Raw genomic sequence first — 20225 nt, forward strand, 5'->3', positions numbered from 1 at the left:
TCCCCATGTCGTCACCCCCTCGTTTTGGGGTATGTTCATGGTGTTGAGAATTCAACGGCAAATAACTCTCCTTCTTCCAACTCGGAGGTAATTCATGCAGGTTAAATTGAATGTTGTGGTCGGCGCCGTGGCGCTGATGCTGAGCGGTGCAGCCATGTCCCAGGACCTGGTTGTGAAGATCGGCCACGTCGGCCCCACCAGCGGCGCGATTGCCCACCTGGGCAAGGACAATGAGTTGGGCGCTCGCATGGCCATCACCGAGCTGAACGCCAAGGGCGTGATGATCGGCGGCAAGAAGGCCAAGTTCGAACTGCTGGCCGAAGACGATGCTGGCGATCCGAAGCAAGGCACCGCCGCAGCACAAAAGCTGGTCGACTCCAAGGTCAACGGCGTGGTCGGTCACCTGAATTCGGGCACCTCCATCCCGGCTTCCAAGGTCTACAGCGACGCGGGCATCCCCCAGATTTCGCCTTCGGCCACCAACCCCAAGTTCACTCGCAACGGCTACAAGACCACCTTCCGTGTGGTGGCTGATGATGTACACCTGGGCGGCACGCTGGGCAAGTATGCCGTCAAGGAACTGAAGGGCCAGTCGATCGCCGTGATCGACGACCGTACCGCTTACGGCCAAGGCGTGGCCGACGAGTTCGAAAAGGGCGTCAAGGCAGCCGGCGGCAAGGTCGTTGGTCGTGAATTCACCACCGACAAGGCCACGGACTTCACCGCCATCCTGACCAACTTGAAGGCCAAGAAGCCCGACGTGGTCTTCTTCGGCGGTATGGATGCAGTGGCTGGCCCGATGCTGCGCCAGATGAAGCAACTGGGCATCGAAGCCAAGTTTGTGGGTGGCGACGGCATCTGCTCGGGCGAGTTGCCCAAGCTGGCCGCTGGCACCATGGGCGATGGCCAAGTGGTGTGCGCTGAAGCCGGTGGCGTGGAAGGCGAATCGAAGAAGACTTCGGACGCTTTCAAGGCCAAGTTCAAGGAAGCCTACAAGGTTGAAGTCCAGATCTACGCGCCCTACGTCTACGACGCCGTAAACGTGCTGGTGGCAGCCATGGTCAAGGCGGGCTCTGCTGAGCCGGCCAAGTACCTGCCGGTGCTCGCCAAGACCGAAGGCTATAAGGGTGTCACTGGCACCATCTCCTTCGACAACAAGGGCGACATCAAGAACGGTGCTCTGACCATGTACACCTACAAGGGTGGCGAAAAGTCGCAAATCGCTGTGGTTCGCTGATTCAATTCAGCTGACTGTGCAATCCCTAGGCCCGCGTAAGCGGGCCTTTTTTTTGGGCTCCGGGAATAAGCACAAACTCATACTCTCCGAAGAAAACTGATAAAGCTGAACAAACTGTTCCCAGGCGACACATGTGCCAATTTGCGAGAGGCGCAAGCCCGTGGAATACGCACGCTGCGGCGATCTCGCGTGCGCTGCGGGTGTTCTGGAATGCGCTCTACTCTCGCCACTTAGTCGCAGGGGCCTGAAAACTCAATGCCTCGTGTTGCGGAGTTTTGTCTTTATTCCCGCCGGTCCCCCTCTAAACGGGGGGCTTTCAAGCAGTGGCGGCGCAGGCATCATTCGCTCGCGATCAAGGTAAGACCCAGTGTCAGATTTGGATCGTTTGCAGGTGAGCATGGTTGTTGGGGCTCATCCGGTTCGAAGGTGGCGATTCCGCTGCCCCGAATTGATAGCAGACGCTTGACGCTGCAGGCAGTTCAGTTTTAGTGATCGGGGAATAACATGATTCGGATATTCAGCCACTATTTGCATCGGCAGACTTTGCTGCAGGTCTTTTTTGATCTGGGTTTGATCGTCTTTGCGGTGGTCGCCGTGGTTCTGAGTCAGGAAGAGGCTGCCAGCTCGGTCATTCCTTTTGTCGCCTCTCATGGTTTGTCCTTGGCTGGTTGCATGTTTGTCATCAACTCGGCCAGTGGTTTGTACCAGCATGTGCACAACCGCTCGCTGACCGAGTCCTGCGCCCGCGCTTTGCTCGGCTTGCTGTTCGGTCTGCCGCTCGCTTATGCCATCTTCAGCCTGCTGCCGGTGGATCCGGGTCATCGTCAATTGGTGACGTTCGCTGCCATGCTTGCCGTTGCGGCCGTGATGGTTCATCGCGTGTATGCCGCCCATGCCGGTGCCCAGTCGCGCACCCGTACTCGCATCCTGATTTTTGGTTCCGGCGCTGTGGCCAAGACGGTGGGCGCCACACTGAAGGCAGCTGACCCCCATGCGCTGATCGTGGGTTACCTGGCCGGTCCCAACGAGGAGTCTTCGGAAGTGCCGGCCAATGAACTGATCCAGGCCCGCGGTTCTTTGACGGACACAGCTCGCAGTTTGGGTGTTGATGAAATCGTTGTCGCTCTGTCTGAGCGACGTGGTGGCAGCATGCCGCTGCGCCAGTTGCTGGATTGCAAGCTCTACGGTATCCGCGTGGTCGACATCGCGACGCATTTTGAAAAGACCCTCGCCCAGATCAAGATCAGTCACGTCAATGCGGGTTGGTTGATTTTCGGCGACGGCTTCAACCAGGGCGTGTTCCGCACGGCTGTCAAACGCATCTGCGATATCGTCTTTTCGTCGCTGATTTTCGTACTGACCTTGCCGGTGATGGCTGTGACCGCCGTGCTGATCAAGCTGGAATCCAAAGGCCCCGTCCTGTACCAGCAAGAGCGCGTCGGTCTGAATGGTGCAGTGTTCAAGGTGATCAAGTTCCGCAGCATGCGCACGGACGCCGAAAAGGATGGCAAGCCTCGCTGGGCTACCTTGAACGACGACCGCGTGACTCGCGTCGGTCGCTTCATTCGCAAGGTGCGCATCGACGAGTTGCCGCAACTGATCAATGTGCTGCGCGGCGAAATGAGCATGGTCGGCCCGCGTCCGGAGCGCCAGTTCTTCGTCGATGACCTGGTCAACAAGATTCCTTATTTTGCTGTTCGCCACAGCGTCAAACCGGGTGTCACGGGTTGGGCTCAAGTCCGTTACGAGTACGGTTCGACCGTGGAGGATTCGATCGAGAAGCTGCAGTACGACCTGTACTACGTGAAGAACAACTCGCTTTTCCTGGACCTGCTGATCATGCTGGAAACTGTCGCCGTGGTGTTGACCGGCAAGGGCGCGCGCTGACCGAGGCCTTGAATTCCGCTGAAAGATGGGCCGGCTCATGGAGCCGGCTTTTTTCTGTCCCGCTGCGGGTGAGTGCTTGGCATTTGTGCCGATTCAGCTGATCTGTAGGTCGTGCTCCAATCGCTGATGCTCAATAGTTTGCTGGATCTCAGCTTGTTCGGTGATGCGCTGGCCGCTTTGGCCTATGCCGTTTTCACCTTGTACTTTGCCTGGAAGCTGTGCTGGCAGCGCAGTGCTCCAGCCCACAGTGTTTCCTACGTCTTTCTCTCGGCCTTGCTTGTCAGCACGGGCTGGGCGGCCTTTTCCTGGCTCACCCAATGGCTTCGTTTGCCGATCGAGGTCGATGTCTGGCTGATTCCTTTGGCGGATTGGTTGCGCTACGCGCTGTGGCTGGCATTTGTGTGTCTGCTGTTACGGCCCGCCGATGGGGGCGCTCGGGCGGCAGGTCTGCCGCGTTTCGCGCCGCTCGCCGTCGTGGTGTCTTTGACATCTCTGGCGTTTTTGATCTCGCGTGAGTACAGCAGCCCGTGGTTGTCTTGGCCTGTCATGCTCAGCCGACCGGCGGCGTTTGCGGCTCTGGCTCAGGCCGTGGTCGGGCTGATTCTGGTGGAGCAGTTGCTGCGCAATGTTTCGGCCGATTCGCGCTGGAACGCCAAGCCGGTTTGCCTTGGCTTGAGCGCCATCTTTGCATTCGATCTGTTTTTCTTTTCGCAGGCCGCCTTGTTTCGCCGCTTTGACAGCGACGCATTGAGTGTCCGCGCCCTGGTCCACAGTCTCGCGGTCCCATTGTTGTTCATGGCCGCACGCAGGCAGGTCGACTGGCTGGACAAACTCCATGTTTCTCGCGCCGCGGTGTTCCACTCGGCCGCGCTTTTGCTCGTGGGCGCCTACCTGTTGCTGGTTTCGGCGGTGGGCTACTACGTGCGCTACACCGGCGGCGAGTGGGGCAGGGCCCTGCAACTGGCCCTGATGTTTGTGGCCTTGATTGCACTGGCTGTGGCGGTGCTGTCCGGCGCAATTCGGGCTCGCTTGAAGATCTACATCAGCAAGAACTTTTTCAATTACCGCTACGACTACCGAGAGGAGTGGCTGCGTTTCACGGCCATTCTGTCTTCTGGCAGCTCTCCGCAGGAGATGGGGCTGACGGTGGTCAAGGCCTTGGCCAATCTGGTGGAGGCCCCTTCCGGAGCTTTGTGGTTGCGCCGTGGTGCCGAGGCTGAGTTGCGCCCGGTGGCGAACTGGAACCTGCCTCAGCAGGATCGCGCGGAGCATGCTGCCTCGGGCTTTTGTGAGTTCTTGCGCGAACGCAACTGGATCGTTGACATCCAGCAACTCCATGCTCAGCACCAGCACTATCAGGCCGTAGCCCTGCCCGAATGGTTGCTTGCGGATTCACGCTACTGGTTGGTCATTCCATTGATCGTGGGTGGCGAGTTGCTGGGCTTGGTGGTTTTGGGGCGACCGAGGGCACCGATCGAGGTCAACTGGGAGGTTCGCGACCTGCTCAAGACCGCCAGCAGCCAGGCTGCCAGTTACCTGGCACAGATGCAGGCGGCCGAAGCCTTGATCGAGGCGCGCAAATTCGATGCCTTCAATCGCATGTCCGCCTTTGTGGTTCACGATCTGAAGAACATCGTCACGCAGCTGTCCTTGATGATGAAGAATGCAAAGCGGCTTCGAGACAATCCCGAGTTTCAGCAGGATATGCTGGACACGGTGGAGAACTCGCTGGAGAAGATGCGGCAGCTGATGTTGCAGCTTCGCGAGGGTGAGAAGCCCCATGGGGTGAGCAGCGGTGTGGACCTGGTCGGGATTGCCAAACGCCTGGCCGCCGCGGCGGAAGCCAAGGGGCGCCGTTTGAACTTGCAGTTGAGTCAGGGGCTGCGCACGCGCGGCCACGAAGATCGCGTCGAGCGCGTCATTGGTCACGTTGTGCAGAACGCCTTCGATGCCAGTGCGGCTGATGCCGAGGTGCGGCTGGTTCTGGAACAGAATGGCAGCATGGCTCGCCTCATCGTCAGTGATCAAGGCTGCGGAATGAGTGAAGATTTCATCCAGAACCGTCTTTTCAAGCCGTTCCAGACGACCAAATCCAGCGGTATGGGGATTGGCGCTTATGAAAGTTACCAATACCTGCAAGAGTTGGGTGGAAAGATTTCGGTGGACAGCAAACTCAAGATCGGGACCACAGTGACGATTTCATTGCCTTTGTTTCATGGCGGTGGTGCGGGAGAGCACTCTTTGGTGGGAGGCGCATGAGCGCAGTGCGACAACAGCCTTTGCTGATCGTTGAAGACGATCTTGCTTTGCAAAAGCAGCTCAAGTGGTCACTTGATCGATTCGAATCCGTGTTGGCTCAGGACGTGGCTTCGGCTGTGCTGCAGTTTCGTCGGCACAGTCCTGCCGTGGTGACCATGGATCTGGGCCTGCCGCCCGATCAGGATTCGGTGTCCGAGGGGTTCAAGTGCCTCGAGAAGCTGTTGGAGTTGGATCCTTCGGCCAAGGTCATCGTGCTGACCGGTCAAAACGATCAAGAAAACGCGCTGCGAGCCATCCGCATGGGTGCGTATGACTTTTTGTCCAAGCCCGTCGATCCAGATGTGCTGAGCTTGACGGTCGAGCGCGCTTACCGGCTGTACGAACTGCAGCAAGAGAATCGACGCCTGCAGACCGCGCAACAGACGGGTGCATTGAGCGGCTTGGTGACCCGTGACGCCCAGATGCAGCGCATCTGCCGCACGATTGAGAAGGTAGCCAGCAGCGATGTCACCGTGCTTTTGCTCGGAGAGAGCGGCACCGGCAAGGAAGTGCTGGCCCAGGGCCTGCATGAAGCCTCCAAGCGGGAAGGGCGTTTCGTCGCCATCAACTGCGCCGCCATTCCTGAGAATCTGCTGGAGAGCGAACTGTTCGGCTACGAGAAGGGTGCCTTCACGGGTGCCAGCAAGACCACCATCGGCAAGATCGAGACGGCCCATGGGGGCACGCTGATGCTGGACGAAATAGGCGACCTGCCCATGCCGCTGCAGGCCAAGCTTCTGCGCTTTCTGCAGGAGCGTGTGATCGAGCGCGTTGGCGGGCGCAAGGAGATTCCGATCGATGTGCGGGTGATCGGGGCAACCCATCAGGATCTGAAAAATCAGATCAGCTCGGGCGGCTTTCGCGAGGACCTGTATTACCGACTGGCTGAGATCGTGATCGATATCCCGGCTTTGCGTGATCGCCAGGGCGATGCGGTCCTGTTGGCGCACACCTTCTTGCGCAAGTTCAGCAGCGAGTTGCGTCGGCCCGGACTCAGCCTGGGCGAAGATGCAATTCGCAAGATCGAGTCCTATGCCTGGCCCGGCAATGTGCGTGAATTGCAGAACATCATCAAGCGCGCTGCCATCATGGCCGATGGTCAGCAGATCACGGCTGACGACATCGGTATCGCAGTTGCTGCCCCATTGGATGGCGAGGAGCTGGCCGTTCTGGACTTGCGCACAGTGCGTGAGCGCGCCGAGCGGCAGGCTGTCGTCGCCGCCCTGGCGCGTGTGGATGGCAATATCTTGCGCGCGGCCGAGTTGCTGGGCGTCAGCCGTCCGACTCTGTATGACTTGATGGACAAGCTCCAGATCAAGGCTTGACGCAGGAGTGGGGCCTGTAGCCAGCGCTGTGTGGCCCCAGGCGGGTAAATCGGCGCTGGGCAACTCGCGACAGATGCGTCATTGTCGGGCGGGTTAGCCCGGGCCCTGCGTCGGGTCGGATTGTGGCGAGGCGGTGAAAGCTGGGTGTCTTGGGCTCTCGATAAGACGGGTGTCTTGCCACTTGCAAACTTTGTCACGATTTGTACGCTCGGCGTATATTGGTCGGATGGTGGCGCGCGTGTTCGCAGGATGTTGAATGCTCGCCATTCCCGCTGATTCCATGCGCCGTGGCCCTGCCGCCGCGGCGCGTTGGGTGACGCATCAGATTGAGGAATCTATGAGTCAAATCCGCCGGTCCAATTTCCGCAAAAGCCTCCATCAACAGCTACGCGGCTTGTTCCGCAAGTTCCCGCAGAGCATCCGATTTCCTTTCTACCGGCGCATGGTGGATTGCGATCCCGCGCCTGACAGTCGGCTGGAGCTGAAAATTGCAGAAACCCAGGAGGAGCTGGAGGCTTGCTTTCAGATCCTGCATGACGCCTATGTGTCCAGCGGTTTCATGAAACCGCATCCGTCGGGTATGCGCGTTACGATCTACCACGCATTGCCCACGACCACGACTCTGTGCGCCAAGTTCGACGGCCGCGTGGTGGGCACCATTTCCATCGTGCGGGAGGGGGTGTTCGGCTTCCCGATGCAGACCGCGTTTGATTTGACGCAAGTGCGTGCAAAAGGCGGCAAGATAGCAGAAATATCTGCTTTGGCGGTGCATCCTGAGTTTCGGCGTACCGGCGGCGCGATCTTCTTTCCATTGGTGAAGTTCATGCGCCAGTACTGCGTCGAGTACTTTGATACCCGCCACCTCGTGATTGCCGTCAACCCTGATCGTATCGAGCTCTATGAAGCCGTGCTTTGCTGCGAGCGCTTGCAAGCCAACGTGATCGATCACTATGACTTCGCCAACGGCGCGCCAGCCGTTGGCGCGACGCTGGACTTACGTTTGGCACCTGAGGTGTTCCGGCGAACTTATGGTGGCCGGCCGCCTAAAAAGGACCTGCATAACTATTTTTTCGAGTTGTCTCTGCCCAATATCAAGCGCCCGAGCCGCAAGTACTTCACCACCAACGATCCGGTGATGACGCCCGAGTTGCTGGACTACTTTTTCAATCAAAGAACCCAGGTTCTTCCGCAGCTGGACGATCGCAAGAAGTCCCTGCTTTGGTCGATTTACGACCAGGTCGAGTACCGGGCTGTTTTGCCCTTGCTTCAAGGCTCTGCGGATCATGGCCATCCCTTGCGCCGACATCAGCGCTATTCCATTCGCTGCCCAGGCGCGGTTGAGTTCAGTGTGGACGGCTCGAAGCGCAACTTTGTGCTGCATGTCATTGAAATTTCGCTCTCTGGTTTTCAGGCGGAGTGCAAGCTCAATCTGCCCTTGGAACAAGACGGTTGGGCCGAGATCGATCTCGGGCAGAACAAGCGCTCGCGGGTGGAAGTGCGTTCGGTGCGTCACCGCGAAACCGAGGCCGGGCACTTTTATGGTTTCAAGCTGACCGAACCCGACACCATCTGGCGCGAGTGTGTGGCAGCGCTGGAAATGAGTTTGACTTCAGGGGATCTGGCTTGAAAGAGGTCGGCATCAGCCTTGCTCAGTCTTGCGCAGCGTATCTTCGCGCCCTTGTGCGCGCACTGTGTGCGGGGCTGCTTGTCTCGCTGGCAGCCCATGCGCAAAGCTCGGCCTCGGCGTTGACGCCTGCCGAGATCATCGCTCGAAGCAAGCCCTCGGTGGTGTTGGTTGGCACCTTCAACCCGTTGGCCACGCCCCGTTTTTCGTTTCGTGGCACTGGCTTCGCCGTCGCTGATGGAACGCGCATCGTCACCAACGCCCATGTGCTGCCGGAGCCGGGTTCAGAGCAAGCATCGCAGTTGGCGGTGCAGGTCAAGCAGGCCAGCGGTGCCTGGGAACTGCGCAAGGTGCTGGACCTCAGCCTGGAGCGTGCCCATGACTTGGCCGTTCTTGAGATCGGTGCCCCGGCGCTGCGGCCACTACCCTTGAAGACCGAATTGCCCGAGGAGGGCGCGGAGGTGCTGTTCATTGGCTTCCCCATCGGCGGTGCGCTGGGGTTTTCACATGTCAGCCATCGTGGCATGGTCTCGGCCGTTACGCCGGTTGCCTTGCCGGCTCCCAGCTCCACCACACTCAACGCACGCAATGTGTCGCAGCTGCGCGCAGGCTCCTTCAACATCCTGCAGCTGGATGCGACGGCCTACCCAGGCAACAGCGGCGGGCCGGTGCTGGATGCGCGCAGCGGTGAGGTGCTCGGCGTCATCAATATGGTCCTGATCAAGAACACCAAAGAGTCCGTGCTCGCTCAGCCCTCAGGAATCAGCTACGCCATACCGATAGAGAACGTGGCTCGCATTTTGCAACGCTGATCCGCCGGCATCGGGCCCGGCACGTCCTGCCGTGCTTGCAGTAAAGGAGTAGTCATGAATGTTCTGATCACCGGTGGCGCAGGCTTTATCGGCACCCACACCACACGTGCTTTGGTGGCCCAGGGGCATACGGTCCGAATCCTGGACAGCCTTGACCCCCAGATTCACGGGGCTGCACCTCAATTCAGTGCCGAATTGCAGCAGCTTGCGGATTGCCGTCTGGGCTCGGTTCTGAGTTTGAGTGACTGCATGCAGGCCTTGGACGGTGTTGATGCGGTCTACCACATGGCAGCCCGCACCGGTGTGGGTCAAAGCATGTATGAAATCGCCGATTACGTGTCCACCAATGTCCTGGGCACGGCGGTGCTTTTGGAAGCAATTCTGAAGAAGAAGATGCAGCTGCACCGCCTGGTGCTGTCTTCGTCACGCGCGATTTACGGCGAGGGCCTGTACAACTGCGCGAGCCATGGTGTGCAGCATCCCGAGATTCGCTCGGTCGAAGCCATGAATCGCGGCGACTTTTCCATGCCTTGCCCACATTGTCAGACTGCCATGCAGGCCTTGCCCACGACGGAGGATTGCCCCTCTGCGCCGCTGTCGGTTTACGCGCGAACCAAGAAGGAGCAGGAGGACTACTGCGACTACTTTGCCAAGACCTACCGTTTGCCCGTCACCACGCTGCGTTACTTCAATGTGTACGGTTCCGGCCAGTCCTTGAAGAACCCCTACACCGGGGTGGTGTCCATCTTCTTTTCGCTGCTGCGCGAAGGCAAGGCCTTGTCCATGTACGAAAGTGGCTTGCCGATCCGAGATTTCGTTCATGTGCGTGACGTGGTTCAAGCCAATTTGCTGGCCTTGAGCTCGCCCCAGGCGGCAGGTCAGAAGTTCAATGTCGGATCCGGTGTTCCCGCCACCATCGCAGACATCGCGCGTACGCAAGCGCAAGCCATGAAGCTTGAAGCCAGCTTGGAGGATCGAGGCGAGTTCCGGGTGGGCGATATCTTTGCCTGCTATGCCGATCTTGAGCATTCGCGCCGCGACCTGGGTTTCAAGCCTCAAGTGGACCTCTTGCAGGGCATGGAAGAGTTTGTGGCCTGGGCCTCGGGCCAAGCGTCGGCCAATTTGTACGACAAGACCGTGAGCGAGCTCCGCGCTCATGGCTTGTTTGGGCAGGCGCGCCGTTCTTGACCGAACTCAACTTCCGCACGCCCCGAACCGAGTCGCCGTAGAAGCAAGCCATGTCCGCACCGAAACTTCTGTTCGTCGCCGAGGCTGTGTCCCTGGCCCATGTGGCGCGCCCTAGTGTCCTGGCCCATTGTGCGGTTGCGGCCGGCTATGAGGTGATATTTGCCAGCAACGGCCAGTTCCCGGTGTGTTCTGCCAGCCCGGAATGGCAGTCCTACGCCTTGCACAGCATCGCGCCTGCGCTGTTTCTGCAGCGTTTGGCGGACGGTCAACCGGTGTACAACGAGGCCGAGCTGCGGGCGTATGTCGATGCCGACATCCGCATGCTGGAGGCGTTGCGTCCAGCGGCCATCGTCGGTGACTATCGACTGTCCTTGAGCGTGGCCGCGCGCAAAGTCGGCATCCCTTTGATGTCGATAGCCAATGCCCATTGGAGCCCTTTCGCTCGTGATCAGCAAATGCAAGCGCCGGAAATGGCGCCGGCCCGATATTTGGGCTACGCGGGTCTTGATCTTGTGTTTCGTGCCGTCTGGCCCTGGGCCAGCTTGCATCACTGTGCAGCCATGAATCGCGTGCGAGCCGACTACGGCCTGCCGGCCTACCGAAGCTTGCGTGAATACTATTGCGACGGCGATCTGACGCTGTATTCCGACACGCCTGCTCTGGTGCCAACCGCGGATTTACCGGCTTCCCATCGTTATGTGGGGCCCATCGTCTGGTCGCCGCAGATGACGCCGCCGGATTGGTGGGGCGTACCCGCGGGACAAGGTCGCCCGCTGGCCTACATCACCTTAGGCTCGACCGGCAGTGTTGACCTGCTGCCGGCCATCATTGATGCCTGCCTGGCTGAGGGCATGAGCTGCTTGGTGGCCACTGCAGGGCGCAGCGATTTCCGCTCGGACTCGCCCTATGTGTTTTGTGCCCCATATCTTCCGGGCAGCGAAGCGGCGGCCTGCGCTGATGTGGTGGTCTGCAATGGTGGTAGCGCCACGGTTCAACAGGCTCTGCAGAAGGGGCGGCCCGCGCTGGGCATTTGCTCCAACCTCGATCAGGTCTTGACCATGAAGGCCATGCAGCAAGCCGGTGTCGGACGCTATTTCCGTGCCGGGCAGTTCTCGCAGTCACGCATGCGCCAAGCACTGCGCGACTTGCGCGACGAGCCCGCGCTGCGTGCGCGTGCCCTGGCCATGGTCGAAGAGTTTGCGCGCTGGGATCCGCGTGTTCACTTTCCGAAGGCTTTGGCCGCGGTTCTGTCCTGAAGATGCGTCGCTCCGGGCCTGCTGTCCTGGGCCTGAGACAATGCACGGATGAATCCTTTATCCATGTCTGCATCTTCCCAGACCGTGCCCGCCGATGTGCGGCCCGAGGGCTTTCTTCGCGTCCAGGCTGCCTTGCTGCAACGGGGTCATGAACATCCGCCGCGCTGGCTGGACGTGGCGGCACGTACTTCGCAAGAAGCCGCCGATGCGTTGGGTGTCAGCCTTGGCCAGATTGCCAAATCGGTGGTGTTCCGTCGCCGCAGCGACGAGGCCGCGGTGATGGTGATCGCTTCGGGGGATCGCCGGGTCGACGAGAAGAAGCTGCAGCAGCACACCGGCGCTTTGGGGCGCGCGGACGCCGAGTATGTCAAGGCTCGCACCGGTTTCTCGATTGGCGGTGTGTCGCCACTGGGCTTTGCGCCGGCCGCAGATCTGCCCCAGCCGCTCTTGTTCCTGGATGCCGATCTGCGGCGCTTTGACTTCATTTGGGCCGCGGCCGGACACCCTAACGGCGTGTTCCTTATGAGCCCCGAGCAACTCCAGCGCCTGACGGGCGCTGAGTTCATCGAGGTGGTGCAAGCATGAGCGCGCTGCGCCCCCCTTCGCCGCCGGCCGTGCCGGCTCCTGGTTCCACCGTCAGTTCGCCCTGCACCAACATCTGCCGCATCCATGCTCCCACCGGTTGGTGTGAGGGCTGTGCGCGCAGCATTCCGGAGATCACCGTCTGGTCTCGAGCTGATGATGCGACACGGCTTGAGATCCTGGCGCGCCTGCCGGCGCGGCGCGAGCAATTGGCGGAGCAAGGCATTTTCATTGCCTGAAGATCGCGCCCCCCTTGCTCTTGTTTTGGTCATCCACCTGCAACAGGCGGAGGTCGGCAGGGCCGCAGCCGCCGTACCGGAGTCCTTCGCATGAAACATCTGCGTTTTTATTTCGATCCCATCTCTCCCTACGCCGCGCTTGCCTTCGAGCATCTGCCTCAGGCCCTGGAAGGGCTGAGCTACAGCGTCGAATACCGGCCGATTCTGTTCGCCGCTTTGCTCCACGCCTTGGGGCAGAAGGGGCCGGCCGAAATCGAGCCCAAACGACAGTGGACCTTCCGTCAGATCAGTTGGGCGGCGCACAAGCTGGGCCAGCCTCTGCAGGTCCCGGCCCAGCATCCTTTCAATCCGCTGCCGCTGTTGCGCCTGGCCTGGGCGTGTGCGCCGGCCGGTGACACGCCGAACCGGGCCACGGTGGAACGCATATTTCGCCATGTTTGGCGCAGTGAGGGCGCTCATCCTGCCGACCCAGCTCGTCTGGCAGCGCTGAGCCAAGAACTGGCGCCGGTGCGCGATCCGGCCAGTGAAGAGGTCAAGGAGACCTTGCGCGTGGCCACCGAGGCCGCGCTGACCCTGGGCGTGTTTGGCGTGCCGACGATCGAGGTGGACGGTCGCCTGTTCTGGGGCCTGGACTCATTCGATATGGTGGCGGCCTACCTCAAGGGCGACCCCTGGTTCCAGCAAGGTGACTGGGAGGCGGCCGCGGTACCGCGCCCTGGAGTGCGTCGGGCGGCCCCCTGAGCAGCGCACTTCCCTCAGGCTGTGCCCGGGAGGGCGCGGTCTGTGCATGTCTTGAGCTGACGAGCTAGTTCAGCGGCATGGCGAGTCTGACAATGCCAGCCCGGGACTTACCCTGAAAAGTCTGAGAATTTCGCATCGCGAAATTTCCAGGCAGGGTTGCAGCGGATTTTGTCAGCCTGCGTTCAGTTCGGCGTCAGAGTTGGGTCAGAGCCGACTCCCATGATGCGTGTCAAGAGCTACCGGTCGGTGGCTCTCAAGCAAACGTCGGTTTGCAAGAGGATGGGCCCTCAGCCTTTGACGGTGAGAGCCTCTCAGGACCCCAGGTCCATCCCCTTGTGGCCGGCTGCAATCAACGGAGACACCCACCATGGCAACTGCAAACGCAGTCTCCACCAACACGCCGATGACGGCCGAGGAAAAGAAGGTCATCTTCGCTTCCTCGCTCGGAACCGTGTTCGAGTGGTACGACTTCTACCTCTACGGTTCGCTGGCGGCCATCATCGCCAAGCAGTTCTTCTCGCAACTGGATCCGCAGGCGGCGTTCATCGCTTCGTTGCTGGCCTTTGCGGCCGGCTTCATCGTGCGCCCCTTCGGCGCGTTGGTGTTCGGTCGCCTGGGCGACATGATCGGTCGCAAGTACACCTTCCTGGTGACCATCCTGATCATGGGTCTGTCGACCTTCATCGTCGGTATCTTGCCGGGCTCGGCCACCATCGGTGCGGCAGCACCGGTGATCCTGATCGGTCTGCGCATGCTGCAGGGCCTCGCGCTGGGCGGCGAGTACGGCGGTGCAGCCACCTATGTGGCCGAGCATGCGCCTCACGGCAAGCGTGGCGCCTACACCTCCTGGATTCAAACCACCGCGACCCTGGGCCTGTTCCTGTCGTTGATGGTGATTCTGGGCACCCGTACCGTCGTCGGTGAGGCTGCGTTCGCCGAGTGGGGCTGGCGCGTGCCTTTCATCGTCTCCATCCTGCTGCTGGCCATCAGCGTCTGGATTCGTCTGTCGATGAATGAATCGCCGGCCTTCCAGAAGATGAAGTCGGAAGGCAAGACCTCCAAGGCCCCGCTGTCCGAGTCCTTCGGTCAATGGAAGAACCTGAAGATCGTCGTGCTGGCACTGTTCGGCCTGGTTGCCGGTCAAGGCGTGGTTTGGTACTCGGGCCAGTTCTACGCCCTGTTCTTCCTGACCAGCGTGCTCAAGGTGGACAACGCCACGGCCAACATCATGGTGGCGGTCTCGCTGCTGCTGGGCACGCCTTTCTTCGTGGTGTTCGGTACGCTGTCCGACAAGATCGGCCGCAAGCCCATCATCATGGCCGGCCTGCTGCTTGCCATCGTCACCTACTTCCCGCTGTTCAAGGCCCTGACCAACGCCGCCAACCCGGATCTGGCCAAGGCACAAGCGACCGCGCAAATCACGTTGACGGTGGACATGAACACCTGCTCCTTCCAGGGCAGCCCGATTGCGCGTGAGGTGGACTTCACCAGCTCCTGCGACATCGCCAAGCGTGCGCTGGCCCAGTCTTCGGCCAGTTATGAGACCCTGCCCGGCGAGGCCGGTTCGGTGGCCGTCATCAAGATCGGCGAGAAGGTCATCACCGGCCTGAATGCCACCAAGCTGAACGAGCACAAGTTCGATGAAGCCACGACCAAGGGCATCGCTGCCTTCAAGAAGGAACTGGCTGAAGGCCTGAAGGCTGCAGGCTATCCGGCCAAGGCCGATCCGGCCAAGGTCAACCAGCCGCTGGTGGTGGGCATCCTGTTCATCCTGGTGCTGTACGTGACCATGGTCTATGGTCCGATCGCCGCCATGCTGGTGGAGATGTTCCCGACCCGTATCCGCTACACCTCGATGAGCCTGCCGTATCACATTGGTAACGGCTGGTTCGGTGGTCTGCTGCCCTCCATCACCTTCGCGATGGTGGCTCAGAACGGCAACATCTATCACGGCCTGTGGTACCCGATCGGCGTGGCCGCCATGACCCTGGTCATCGGCCTGCTGTTCGTGCGTGAAACCAAGGATGTGGACATTTACGCCAAGGACTGAGCGTTTCATCTTCGAGCCATCTGGCTCATCAAAAGGGAGGCCCTGGGCCTCCCTTTTTTATTGGGCTTGTTGCTTGCAGAGGAAATGCGTGCAGGTGCGTTGGGCGAGCCGATCCACGCTCAGGCAGATGGGCTCGGGGCAGATTTCTTGCTAAATTGGTCTTACTTTGGTTTTATTGGCTTTCACATGAACACCAAGCTCTGTTCCCTTGCGTCTGCGGTTTCCCTTGCTTCCAGGCGCTGGCTGGGGCCGCTGCTCGTGCTCGCAGCGCTGCCGGTAGGTGCGCCAGCGAGCGCGCCACCCCCGGCATCGACGCCGGCCGCTGCCGGCGCATCGGTTCTGGCGGGGCTTCCGGTGGACCTGCGGCCGCTGCGCAGCTTGTCGCCGGCGGATGAGGACTTCAGCGACCTTGCCCCTTTGGCCAAGGAACTGGACGGTGTTCGGGTTCTGGCCTTGGGCGAGCAGACCCATGGCGGCCGCGAGGAGTTTTTGCTCAAGCTGCGCCTCTTGCGTTTCTTGCATGAAAAGCTGGGCTACGAGGTGCTGCTCCTGGAGAGCGGCTTTTATGACATTGGCCGTCTGGCTCAGGCGATGGCCGCGGGTCAGAGCCTGGATGCTCTGGCGCCCGGCAATGTGTTTTTCATGTACGCCAAGACCGCCGAAGGCCGCTTGTTGCTGCAGTATCTGGATCGTCGGCAGCGCAGCAGCCGCCCCTTGCAACTGGCGGGTTTCGACAGCCAGCACAGCGGGGAACTCAGCCTGAAAGGCTTGCTGCCCGGGCTGCGAGAGCGCATTCAGCAGCGAGCGCCTGAGCTGGCCGGGGACCATCTCTGGCAGCCCTTCGCGCAACTCGCCCAGGCCTTGCTGAGTCTGCGGCCGCCCCTGCCCGAGGCTGCGGAGCAAGCCGGCTTCTTCCAGCAGGTTCAGGCCCAGCGTCAGGCCTTGTGCCGAGAGATTCCCCCGGAGCAGCGTGCCGGTGTCGGCTCCGAGGGGTGGTGGTGCCAGTTGTTGGACAGCATCGAGTCCCAGGCGCGCAGCCTTTGGAGCGAGGGACGCGACTTTCAGCGCGATATCCAGATGGGCCGCCATGCCATCTGGCTGATGGAACAACAGTTCCCGGGCAAGAAGGCCGTGGTGTGGGCGCATACCGTGCATGTCGCGCGAGGCTTTGAGCGCAGCCCGGCTCACCCGCAATCCGGTGAAGTGATGGCCCGGCACTGGGGCCCGGCCTACAAGGTGCTGCAGTTCAGTGCCAGTGGTGGTCAGGTGCTGGATTACCTGCGCGCAGTGCCGCAGTCTGTGCCTGCGCCGGTGCCGGGCAGTCTGGAGGCCTTGCTTGGCCGATCTCACCCAGGTGCTGTGGCGTCGCCGGCCCAGCTCTTGATCGCGCGTGGACCGGTGACGCTGCCCCAGCACAGTTTTGAGTACCAGAGTGGGGGCATCGAAGCCTCGCGAGGCCCGGGTCGCCTGGGACAGAACTGGGATTTTCTGATCCACATCCCGCGCATGAGCCCTGTGCAGATGGTGCGCTGAGGCGCATCCGAGCTCAGCCTGCGCTCAGGCTGCTGTCAGCTTGGCTGGCAAGAATGCCGCCATCCTTTCTTCTTTTAATGGGAATACACCATGTGGAAACTGCTCGTCGGCTTCATTGCGTTTGCGGCTCTGGCCATCTTCATCATGAGCAAGGGTGGCGACATTGACATGAGCGGCGAGAAGCACGATGTGGCGGCTCCCCATGCCGCCGAGGCGCCCGCGGCCAGTTCGGCCCCGGCCTCTGCGACCCCGGAAGCCGCCTCTGCGCCGGCTTCAGCCGCTTCGAACTGAGTCACGCCAGATGCCGGGCCCAGCCGGCGGCATCGGCTTTGAGCTGAGCGCCCTGTGAAGGGCGCGCTGCGAGCCCTGGCCGGCAAGGGCGCTCAGTGCAAGGCGTCCTCGCTGCCGCCGCTGCGCTGTGGCGCATTCAGCGGCAGGCGCATCACCATGCGTGTGCCCTGGCCGACGCTGCTGATCACCTCGATCTGTCCGCCCAGCACATGGGTGACGATGTTGTGCACGATGTGCATGCCCAGGCCGGAGCCGCCGGTGCCCAGCTTGGTGGTGAAGAAGGGGTCGAAGATGCGGCGGCGCACCGATTCGTCCATGCCGCGGCCGTCGTCCTCGACGCTCAGTTCCACCTCCTCGCCGCTGCTGCCGTACATGCAGCGCACCAGAACCTGGCCTTGCTCGCGGCCTTCAAAGCCATGCACCAGGGCGTTGATCAGCAGATTGGTCAACACCTGGCCCAAGGAGCCGGGGTAGCTGCTCATCGCGATGCCGCGGGTCAGTTCGGTCTTGATCAGGAATGGCGTGTGCTTGAAGCTGGGCTCCACCAGCACCAGCACATCTTCGATCACGCGATCGAGTTCGAAATCTCGCCGTGAGTCGGTGGTCTGGTCGATGGCCACGCGTTTGAAGTCGCGCACCAGGTCGGCCGCTTTCTGCACATTGCGTTGCAGGATGTCCTGCCCGCGCCGGGTGTCGCGCACCAGGTCCTCCAGCACGCTGCGGCGCATGGGCGTGTTGTTCGCCAGCATCTCGTCGAGCTGTTTGTAGCGATCTTCCAGCGAGGACACCACGGTCAGGGAGTTGCCCAGCGGCGTGTTCAGCTCATGGGCCACCCCGGCCACCAAGCGGCCCAGCGAGGCCAGCTTTTCCGACTCGACCAGCTCATGCTGGGCGGTCTTGAGGTTGGCCAGGGCCTGGGTCAGGTCGGCATTGCTGGTGGTCAGCTCGGCGGTGCGCTGCTCCACCTGTTCCTCCAGGGTATTGGCATGCTCGCGCAAGGCATCAAAGGCCTGCAGCAGTGACTGGCGCATATGCTCCATGGCCTGACCCACCCGGGCGATCTCGTCGCTGCCTCCCAGTTTCAGCGGCTGCTGCAGCTGGCCGGCGGCCAGGGCTTCGGCGGCCTGGGTCATCTGGGTCATGGGTTGCAGCACGCGGCGCTGCATCACCCAGAGGATCAGGGCCGAGGACAGGGTCAGGGTCAGAAAGCTGCGCCATAGGGTGCGCAACATTTCCGCCTGCTTGGTCTCCAGCAGGGGCGCTGCGCTCATCTCGACCGTCAGCTCGGCGATCTTGCGGCCATCGCGCAGCACGGGCCGGCTTTCGCTGAGCGTCAGGTCCGGTTCGTTGGCTGCCAGCTTGCGGCGCAGCTCCTGGAAGGGGGCGACATTGGAGGGTTCACGCACCACCACCGAGACAAAGCGAGGGTCGTCGAATTGGGCCTTGATCATGGGCTCGGCCAGGTCAGGCGAGACCTGCCACACCGGTTCGGCCAGGGACAGCGACATGACCTCGGTCGTGCGCACCAGATCTCGTTTCAGGTCCTCCAGCGCGGTCCGCCGGGTTTTCTGGGCGTCGTACAGAAGCACCAGTGCGGTCGGCACCAGCAGGCCGATCAGCAGGGCCACGATGACGGCGTAGCGCAGCGAGGCGCGTTCGAACATCACGCGGTCTGCTCCGTGGCCGGGGCTGGGCGGGAATGCGTCAGCGGCAGGATGTTCAAACGGGGCGTCATTGCAAGGGCAGGGGACGAACTGCCCTCAGTGTATGGGCAGACGCGGCTCGGTCAAGTCGGGGCAGTGACCCGGCGTCGCGCGGCCGCGTCGGAGGCGCCGCGGGCGGGCTGCCGGGCAGGTTGGTGCTGTGCATGGGGGCAGGCTCAGGCCGCCTCCGCGCTGAGTACGGTGACGCAGTTGCGGCCGCAGCGTTTGGAGGCGTAGAGCGCGCGGTCAGCCCGCTCAAAGAAGTCGTTTGCACTCTCGCCCGGTGTCATCTGCGTCACGCCCATGGACATGGTGATGCGCTCCAGGCTGGGCTGGGCCTGGGCCGGACGGATGCGGCTGGCCGCTACGCTGGCGCGCATTTGTTCGGCCAGTCCTTGGGCCTGCGCCAGGCTGGCATGCGGCAGTAGCAGGGCGAACTCCTCGCCGCCCACCCGGGCCGGCAGGCTGTCGCCGCGTGCCACCTGCTTGAGCGTTTGGGCCACGGCACGCAGCACATGGTCGCCGAACAAATGGCCAAAGCTGTCGTTGACGCGTTTGAAGAAGTCGATGTCGCCCAGAACCAGGCAGGGCGCTTGCGCGTCCTCGGCACGGCGGTCCTCGTGCTGGGTTCGCAGGCCGGTGCGGCTGGCGGCGCACAGGCTGAGCTCCTGCTCAAAGGCGCGGCGGTTGGCCAGACCGGTGAGCGAATCCACCAAGGCATCGGCCCGCGCCCGGCGCACTTCTTCGCGCAGCAGGCGCAGCTCGTTCTGGCTGCCGTCCAAGCGCTCTTGCAGGGTTTGCAACGTGGCGCGGATGTCCTGGGTACCGACCAGCAATTGCTGGACGATCTGGCCCGGCGTCTGTCCGCTGCGCTCGGCTGCAGGCACGGCATCGACCAGCAGCTCTTCCACCCAGCGCTGCAGCGAGGCCTCAAACCCTGCCGTTTGCTGGCCGGCCAGCGAGGCCGAGGCCGACAGGGTGTCGAGTACCCGATTCAGGCCGTCGCCGATGTTCTGGGCGGTGCGGGCATTGAAATCGCTGACATGGTCCTGGTAGAGCTGCAGGGTCTGCGCCTCGTCGAGGCAGCGCTCGTCCCGCGTCAAGGTTTGCAGGGCGTGGCTGAGGGCGGGGTTGATGCCGCTGACATGCTCGTACCAGACCGCATAGCTGATCGGGTGCAAAGCAGCGCGCTGACGCGTCATCTGGGGCAGGGCGGCGCGCAGGTGCTCGGCGCTGCGCGCCATGCTGTCTTGGTATCTCATCGGGGAACCCTCGAAGCTTGGCGTTTTGATTGCTTTTCAATGGGCCAAGATCGGTGGTGTTCCGTGACCGGACCACCAACTGCTGCCGGGTGGCGACGCATGTTCAGCGGCCCCGGTCTGCTTGGCATGCCGGGCCTATCGGCAGCGCTTGCGTGAACTCAAGCCTTCAGCGGCACAGACAGGCCAGGCCCATCCAC

General features: G+C 61.7%; 16 protein-coding genes. 14 read left to right on the forward strand and 2 right to left on the reverse strand.

Going from position 1 to position 20225, the window contains the following annotated elements:
* Positions 1–94: 94 nt before the first annotated feature.
* The 14 genes from OOB33_RS14480 (at position 95) to OOB33_RS14545 (ending at position 17063) form a co-directional block, all read left to right on the forward strand.
* Positions 95–1237 carry a branched-chain amino acid ABC transporter substrate-binding protein gene (locus OOB33_RS14480; RefSeq protein ID WP_102770145.1) on the forward strand — a complete coding sequence of 381 codons (1143 nt, stop codon included), beginning with the start codon at positions 95–97 and terminating at the stop codon, positions 1235–1237.
* Between the two features lie 504 nt (positions 1238–1741).
* The gene (locus OOB33_RS14485) at positions 1742–3124 is read left to right on the forward strand and encodes a TIGR03013 family XrtA/PEP-CTERM system glycosyltransferase (RefSeq protein WP_102770146.1); all 1383 of its coding nucleotides are present in this window, start codon (positions 1742–1744) and stop codon (positions 3122–3124) included.
* A 111-nt stretch (positions 3125–3235) separates the two neighbouring features.
* Entirely contained in the window at positions 3236–5383 is a 2148-nt protein-coding gene (gene prsK, locus OOB33_RS14490; protein ID WP_271009183.1) for an XrtA/PEP-CTERM system histidine kinase PrsK, read from the forward strand.
* Positions 5380–6747: a PEP-CTERM-box response regulator transcription factor gene (prsR, locus tag OOB33_RS14495; RefSeq protein ID WP_102770148.1), complete on the forward strand. Its 1368-nt coding sequence runs from the start codon at positions 5380–5382 to the stop codon at positions 6745–6747. Before prsK ends, prsR begins: the two co-directional genes overlap by 4 nt.
* A gap of 256 nt (positions 6748–7003) precedes the next feature.
* On the forward strand, positions 7004–8374 hold the full coding sequence (locus OOB33_RS14500) for a GNAT family N-acetyltransferase (RefSeq protein ID WP_271009184.1): 1371 nt from the start codon (positions 7004–7006) through the stop codon (positions 8372–8374).
* Positions 8371–9183, forward strand: a complete 813-nt coding sequence (locus OOB33_RS14505) for a S1C family serine protease (RefSeq protein WP_271009185.1) — start codon at positions 8371–8373, stop codon at positions 9181–9183. Before OOB33_RS14500 ends, OOB33_RS14505 begins: the two co-directional genes overlap by 4 nt.
* 54 nt (positions 9184–9237) lie before the next feature.
* Positions 9238–10371, forward strand: coding sequence for an NAD-dependent epimerase/dehydratase family protein (locus OOB33_RS14510; RefSeq protein WP_271009186.1), 1134 nt, complete (start codon positions 9238–9240; stop codon positions 10369–10371).
* Between the two features lie 50 nt (positions 10372–10421).
* Positions 10422–11627, forward strand: a complete 1206-nt coding sequence (locus OOB33_RS14515; protein ID WP_271009187.1) for a glycosyltransferase — start codon at positions 10422–10424, stop codon at positions 11625–11627.
* A 63-nt stretch (positions 11628–11690) separates the two neighbouring features.
* Complete coding sequence (locus tag OOB33_RS14520) at positions 11691–12212, forward strand: YbaK/EbsC family protein (protein WP_102770152.1); 522 nt, start codon at positions 11691–11693, stop codon at positions 12210–12212.
* On the forward strand, positions 12209–12448 hold the full coding sequence (locus OOB33_RS14525) for a DUF1289 domain-containing protein (RefSeq protein WP_171826050.1): 240 nt from the start codon (positions 12209–12211) through the stop codon (positions 12446–12448). The genes OOB33_RS14520 and OOB33_RS14525 overlap by 4 nt, the downstream gene beginning before the upstream one ends.
* Positions 12449–12538: 90 nt before the next feature.
* On the forward strand, positions 12539–13189 hold the full coding sequence (locus OOB33_RS14530; protein ID WP_271009188.1) for a 2-hydroxychromene-2-carboxylate isomerase: 651 nt from the start codon (positions 12539–12541) through the stop codon (positions 13187–13189).
* 367 nt (positions 13190–13556) lie between these two features.
* Positions 13557–15239 carry an MFS transporter gene (locus tag OOB33_RS14535; RefSeq protein WP_207796057.1) on the forward strand — a complete coding sequence of 561 codons (1683 nt, stop codon included), beginning with the start codon at positions 13557–13559 and terminating at the stop codon, positions 15237–15239.
* Positions 15240–15593: 354 nt separating this feature from the next.
* Entirely contained in the window at positions 15594–16772 is a 1179-nt protein-coding gene (locus OOB33_RS14540) for an erythromycin esterase family protein (RefSeq protein WP_271009189.1), read from the forward strand.
* Positions 16773–16862: 90 nt separating this feature from the next.
* Positions 16863–17063, forward strand: a complete 201-nt coding sequence (locus OOB33_RS14545; protein WP_171826053.1) for a hypothetical protein — start codon at positions 16863–16865, stop codon at positions 17061–17063.
* A 92-nt stretch (positions 17064–17155) separates the two neighbouring features.
* Here OOB33_RS14545 and OOB33_RS14550 read toward each other — a convergent pair whose 3' ends face one another.
* Both OOB33_RS14550 and OOB33_RS14555 read right to left on the reverse strand, forming a co-directional pair.
* Entirely contained in the window at positions 17156–18727 is a 1572-nt protein-coding gene (locus OOB33_RS14550) for a sensor histidine kinase (protein WP_271009190.1), read from the reverse strand.
* Positions 18728–18942: 215 nt separating this feature from the next.
* A complete protein-coding gene (locus OOB33_RS14555; RefSeq protein WP_271009191.1) occupies positions 18943–20028 on the reverse strand; it encodes a GGDEF domain-containing protein in 1086 nt (361 codons plus the stop codon).
* Positions 20029–20225: the final 197 nt, after the last annotated feature.

The sequence above is a fragment of the Paucibacter sp. B51 genome (assembly GCF_027863535.1).
GTDB lineage: Bacteria > Pseudomonadota > Gammaproteobacteria > Burkholderiales > Burkholderiaceae_C > Paucibacter_A > Paucibacter_A aquatilis.